General features: G+C 50.8%; 7 protein-coding genes and 1 pseudogene. 4 read left to right on the forward strand and 4 right to left on the reverse strand.

The window, feature by feature from the left end:
* A pseudogene (locus BFF42_RS10655) lies at positions 1-326 on the forward strand (IS1-like element IS1B family transposase); the annotation flags it as partial.
* Positions 327-419: 93 nt separating this feature from the next.
* On the opposite strand, the gene dsrB reads toward BFF42_RS10655, so the two are convergent.
* On the reverse strand, positions 420-608 hold the full coding sequence (gene dsrB, locus BFF42_RS10660; RefSeq protein WP_000867217.1) for a protein DsrB: 189 nt from the start codon (positions 606-608) through the stop codon (positions 420-422).
* Positions 609-770: 162 nt separating this feature from the next.
* Here dsrB and yodD point away from each other — a divergent pair, with 162 nt between their 5' ends.
* A complete protein-coding gene (gene yodD / locus BFF42_RS10665) occupies positions 771-998 on the forward strand; it encodes a peroxide/acid resistance protein YodD (RefSeq protein WP_000844800.1) in 228 nt (75 codons plus the stop codon).
* Between the two features lie 295 nt (positions 999-1,293).
* The gene (locus BFF42_RS10670; protein WP_000491512.1) at positions 1,294-2,109 is read left to right on the forward strand and encodes a mannosyl-3-phosphoglycerate phosphatase-related protein; all 816 of its coding nucleotides are present in this window, start codon (positions 1,294-1,296) and stop codon (positions 2,107-2,109) included.
* On the opposite strand, the gene dgcQ is transcribed toward BFF42_RS10670, so the two are convergent.
* From dgcQ to BFF42_RS10685, 3 genes are all read right to left on the reverse strand, one after another.
* Entirely contained in the window at positions 2,106-3,800 is a 1,695-nt protein-coding gene (gene dgcQ / locus BFF42_RS10675; RefSeq protein WP_077897108.1) for a cellulose biosynthesis regulator diguanylate cyclase DgcQ, read from the reverse strand. The genes BFF42_RS10670 and dgcQ overlap by 4 nt on opposite strands.
* A 170-nt stretch (positions 3,801-3,970) precedes the next feature.
* Positions 3,971-4,153 carry a YodC family protein gene (locus BFF42_RS10680; RefSeq protein ID WP_000009307.1) on the reverse strand — a complete coding sequence of 61 codons (183 nt, stop codon included), beginning with the start codon at positions 4,151-4,153 and terminating at the stop codon, positions 3,971-3,973.
* A gap of 78 nt (positions 4,154-4,231) precedes the next feature.
* On the reverse strand, positions 4,232-5,149 hold the full coding sequence (locus BFF42_RS10685; RefSeq protein WP_000922682.1) for a DUF808 domain-containing protein: 918 nt from the start codon (positions 5,147-5,149) through the stop codon (positions 4,232-4,234).
* Positions 5,150-5,255: 106 nt separating this feature from the next.
* On the opposite strand from BFF42_RS10685, the gene BFF42_RS10690 reads away from it, so the two are divergent.
* Positions 5,256-5,414, forward strand: a 159-nt coding sequence (locus tag BFF42_RS10690) for an IS1 family transposase (RefSeq protein ID WP_146753259.1), incomplete at its 3' end; no start/stop codon positions are given.

Here is a 5,414-nt window from a genome sequence, read left to right on the forward strand (position 1 = left end):
TTTACGCGTATGACAGGCTCCGGAAGACGGTTGTTGCGCACGTATTCGGTGAACGCACTATGGCGACGCTGGGGCGTCTTATGAGCTTGCTGTCACCCTTTGACGTGGTGATATGGATGACGGATGGCTGGCCACTGTATGAATCCCGCCTGAAGGGAAAGCTGCACGTAATCAGCAAGCGATATACGCAGCGAATTGAGCGGCATAACCTGAATCTGAGGCAGCACCTGGCACGGCTGGGACGGAAGTCGCTGTCGTTCTCAAAATCGGTGGAGCTGCATGACAAAGTCATCGGGCATTATCTGAACATAAAACACTATCAATAAGTTGGAGTCATTACCATGTGACTAATGGTATTTTTGTCAACATGCGCTAACACATTCTGACTGGTGGTTTCCCACCAGTCAGGCTGAATAAGATTACTCTGCTTTCTCCACAAAGATACCGTCCTGATGCCCTGCTTCATTAAAGAACCAGATGCCGAGCGGGTAGTCTTCCAGCGAAACCAGGTACATTGTGCCTTCACTAAACTCCTCAACTGCTAGTACCACGCCAGGACGACGCGGACCGCCATCCGTTTTGACTGTTACCCGATCATTCACCTTCATCGTTTTCCTCCTGTGGCTTTGTGCCAGTGTAGAACAATTTCGTTTTTCTGGCAGCGCCAGGCGCGCGCGAGTGCTGATTTTCTCGACGGTCTATACTTAAGAGATGCCAGGCGGACTTAACGACTGGCGGCAACAACAGAGTAACGGTTGCGAGGAAAGATGATGAAAACCGCAAAAGAGTACAGCGATACCGCAAAACGTGAGGTCAGCGTCGATGTCGATGCCCTGCTGGCGGCGATCAATGAAATTAGCGAAAGCGAAGTTCATCGCAGCCAGAACGATTCTGAACACGTTAGCGTCGATGGACGTGAATATCATACATGGCGTGAATTGGCGGATGCCTTCGAACTGGATATTCATGACTTCAGCGTCTCTGAAGTGAATCGTTGAATGCACAATAAAAAATCCCGACCCTGAGGGGTCGGGATGAAACTTGCTTAAGCAAGAAGCACTTAAAAAATTCGTTACACCAGGAAATCTGATGTGTTCATCACCTTATCCGCAATTTTTTTCGCTGACAAGAAAATATTCGCGATATGAATGATTAACGCTACTTATGAATAGAAATGTGACGTGCGTCACCCCTTGGTGGCTCTGGCGTCAACGGGATCGCTCCCGAAAAAATCATCTTTGATTATTTGTGCTGTTTTGAGAATCATCCTGGTAAGGGGAGAACTGCGCGACCATGTTTTCAATTCAACAACCACTACTGGTTTTTAGCGATCTTGATGGCACCCTGCTGGACAGTCATAGTTATGACTGGCAACCGGCTGCCCCCTGGCTCAGCCGTTTACGCGAAGCGAATGTTCCCGTCATTCTCTGTAGCAGTAAAACTTCAGCGGAAATGCTGTACTTGCAAAAAACGTTGGGGTTACAAGGGGTACCACTGATTGCCGAAAATGGCGCAGTGATCCAGCTTGCTGAACAATGGCAGGATATAGACGGTTTTCCACGCATCATCTCAGGTATTAGCCATGGCGAAATCAGCCAGGTTTTAAATACGCTACGCGAGAAAGAACATTTTAAATTCACGACTTTCGATGATGTCGACGATGCAACCATCGCCGAATGGACGGGATTAAGCCGTAGCCAGGCGGCGCTGACGCAGCTGCATGAGGCGTCGGTAACGCTAATCTGGCGCGACAGTGACGAGCGTATGGCACAATTTACCGCTCGTCTGAACGAACTGGGCTTACAGTTTATGCAGGGTGCGCGCTTCTGGCACGTCCTGGATGCCTCTGCCGGAAAAGATCAGGCCGCCAACTGGATTATCGCGACCTATCAACAATTATCAGGCAAACGCCCAACCACACTTGGCCTGGGCGATGGGCCAAACGATGCGCCCTTACTGGAGGTAATAGATTACGCGGTGATTGTGAAAGGGCTAAACCGTGAAGGGGTGCATCTGCATGATGAGGATCCGGCCCGCGTCTGGCGAACGCAGCGTGAAGGACCGGAAGGATGGCGTGAAGGGCTGGACCATTTTTTCTCCGCTCGTTAAGCGTTATCGCTCGCGCATACCCGATTACGCCCGGCCTGTTTAGCGAGATAAAGCCGACGGTCAGCCAGTGACTGGAGTTGTTCAAAATCATAATCACCGGTTTCCTCGCTGCTACTTACCCCCAACGAGGCACTGATGCGTATCGTCGTACTCTTAGCAATCAACATCTCTTTTTCATTTAACTTCAGGCGAATACGTTCTGCGACTTCCGCAGCCTCCGTCAGACTCGCGCCTGGCAGAATCACACAAAACTCCTCACCACCGACCCGCCCGGCAACGTCCTGCGCACGCAAGGAACTGCTAATTAATCCGGCAGCATGAGAAAGAACACGGTCGCCCGCCTGATGACTAAAGCGGTCATTAATCGCTTTAAAATGGTCAAGGTCGACCTGAATGACAGAAAAAGGATGTTGGTGCGTCTGACACAATTTCGCGAGCGGACGGGCTTTTTCAAACAGTGCGCCACGATTATATAAACGGGTTAAGGTGTCGTGCCACGCCTGCCACTGCAACGAGCTTTGCAGAACATACATGTTGCTAACCATCCGGCGAATCACATACCAGGAGATGAGTAACATGGTGGTAAAGAGCGCCCACAGCAGGGTTAATGCAATGCTGATACTGCCGAAATCGCCGCGCACGCCTTCGCTTAGCGTATGGACGCGCACCAGCACACCGTCGAAATGGTCCAGACGTTCCCAGCTAACATAGCGACTGTCCATACGAATGCCGCCCCGCGTGTCATGTTCCATCGCCTGCGCCAGCAAGGCCAGTTCACGAGGATCAAAAATATTCCCTGTTGGATGGTCAGGATTGGAAGAGGTCAAAAATCTCAGCTTACTGTCATAGAGCTGATACTCACCATCGAGGTTTTTATCGATGGCGTTTCTTAAAAATTGCTGCATGGTACGCACGGGAATACTCATCCCCAGCACGCCATACCAGTAGTTATTACTGTCTACCGGAACACTGACGGTAACCTGCGGTTCAGTATTGCTGGCGTGTTCCGGTTGCGAAGTAAACCAGCGTACCGCGCGGTGACGATTTTCTCGTTGCGAATGGCCGATAAACCAGGGTTGGGTGACATAGCCGTAATAACGCGTTGGTACATTGCGCGTAAACAAGGTCGGCTGCGTCGAAACGTAAAATCCGGCACGCGAGACATACATCGCCTGTTCAACCATCGACGAGGTGTTGTGCGCCAGTCGCAGCAAGTAACCAACTTCCAGTGCAGCGGTAATTTCATTGTCGAGGCTTTCATTTTCGCGAGACAGGAGATTCCCCTCGCTGACTAATGCATCCGATACGCCATTGACTGACAGGGTGCGTCGTCGGTTGAGTTCAATTTGCCAGGCGTGCTCGTCGCGATGCTGTTCGAACTCGGTTACAGCATTACGCAGTGAAGTGAAATCCAGTGGCGCTACGAGAGCTTCGCGCATGCCATTACGCAAAAAGATCAGTTTGTCGACGTTATACTGCAAATGCTTATCGAGCGCGTTGGCTACGTTTTCCAGATGATTACGCTGGCTGGAGATATAGGCATCTTCCAGCACTACCACTTCACGCCAGGTCAGCAAGGTGGAAAAAAGCAATACCACGATAAAGCAGAGATTAACGACATGACCAGGCCCCAGGCGGCGTGCGATTTTTTTCAACCAGCTCTGGTTTTCCATTTTTGTCTCGTGCTGCACCCTGACGACTCCCAACCTGCTTTTTTATGATTCTGGCATAACCTGGCGATAGCGTACCGCAAAACAGCGATAATTTTATAATGGTGGCATGATAAAACGCGACTATCATTCATTGCAGGCATTGGCACACCAGGCCGGAAGTGATCCGGCCTGGTGTTAATGATACCCTTTCAAACTTCTTCCGCAGAACGACTCCCCTCCCCCGGAACAAGCTCGGTTTCATGAAAAGCTTCCCGCTTGACCCCGTAACCGTCATACCAACGACACTCAACCATACCGCTGGAGTATCCGGTGACAATCATCCGCGGGCCGCCCTCTTTAACCGTAACTTCCTCACTAACCATAAAGCTCATACTCGCCTCCTTTTTTCGAGTGAAACTTGTTCACCTTAGTTGAAGATGGCGAATTTTGCATAATAGCCTGTGCGAGTATTAATGTGCCTGACCGCGTATTTTCGCTACGGCTTTCACTCCCAGCACCACTATGCCGCCGATGATAAATCCAAGAATCAGATTTAAAACAGTCGGTAATATCATCGCCACCACTGCACTTTGCTGCCCGGCGAAATGTTCAATGGCGTGATGCAGCGGCGCAATACCATGTACCACAATCCCGCCGCCGACAAGGAACATCGCCAGCGTGCCGACAATCGATAACGCTTTCATCAGCCAGGGCGCAATGATCAATAACCCTTTACCTAATGCCTGCATCAGCGCGCTGGATTTTTCCGCCAGCCAATACCCCAGGTCATCAATCTTAACGATAACCCCTACCAGACCGTAGACGCCCACGGTCACTACCAGCGCGATGCCTGAAAGCACCAGCACCTGATTAAGCAACGGCGCTTCGGCCACAATCCCCAGCGTGATGGCGACGATTTCGGCAGACAATATAAAATCGGTACGAATCGCCCCTTTTATTTTGTCCTTTTCAAACTTCAGCGGATCCTGCGCCGCCAGCTTCTCCAGACGCTGCTGGCTCTGCGCCGGATCTTCTTTATGTTTACGCGCCTCCAGCATATGCAGCACTTTCTCTACTCCTTCAAAGCAGAGAAACGCGCCACCAATCATCAACAGAGGCGTAATCGCCCACGGGATAAACGCACTGATGATCAGCGCCAGCGGCACCAGAATCACTTTATTAATCAGCGATCCTTTCGCCACGCCCCAGACCACGGGAAGTTCCCGGTTGGCCCGCACGCCTGAAACTTGTTGCGCATTGAGCGATAAGTCATCCCCTAATACACCGGCGGTTTTCTTCGCCGCCAGTTTGCCCATCACGGAGATATCGTCCAGTAGTGTGGCGATATCATCGAGCAACGTCAGTAAACTACTCCCGGCCAAAAGCATTCCCTCTCATTTTTATTGTTGAAGGGTGTAAGTATGAAGCAAAAACGGCAGGGTAATGCTGCCAACTTACTGATTTAGTGTATGATGGTGATTTTAAGGTGCTTGCGTGGCTTCCATTTCCATCAGATGTCTTTCCTGCTCCGCTACTGAAGGCGTGGTGCGTAACGGCAAAAGCACTGCCGGACATCAGCGCTATCTCTGCTCTCATTGCCGTAAAACATGGCAACTACAGTTCACTTACACCGCCTCTCAGCCCGGTACGCAC

This window comes from Shigella sp. FC1661, from assembly GCF_001712525.1.
Lineage (GTDB): Bacteria > Pseudomonadota > Gammaproteobacteria > Enterobacterales > Enterobacteriaceae > Escherichia > Escherichia coli.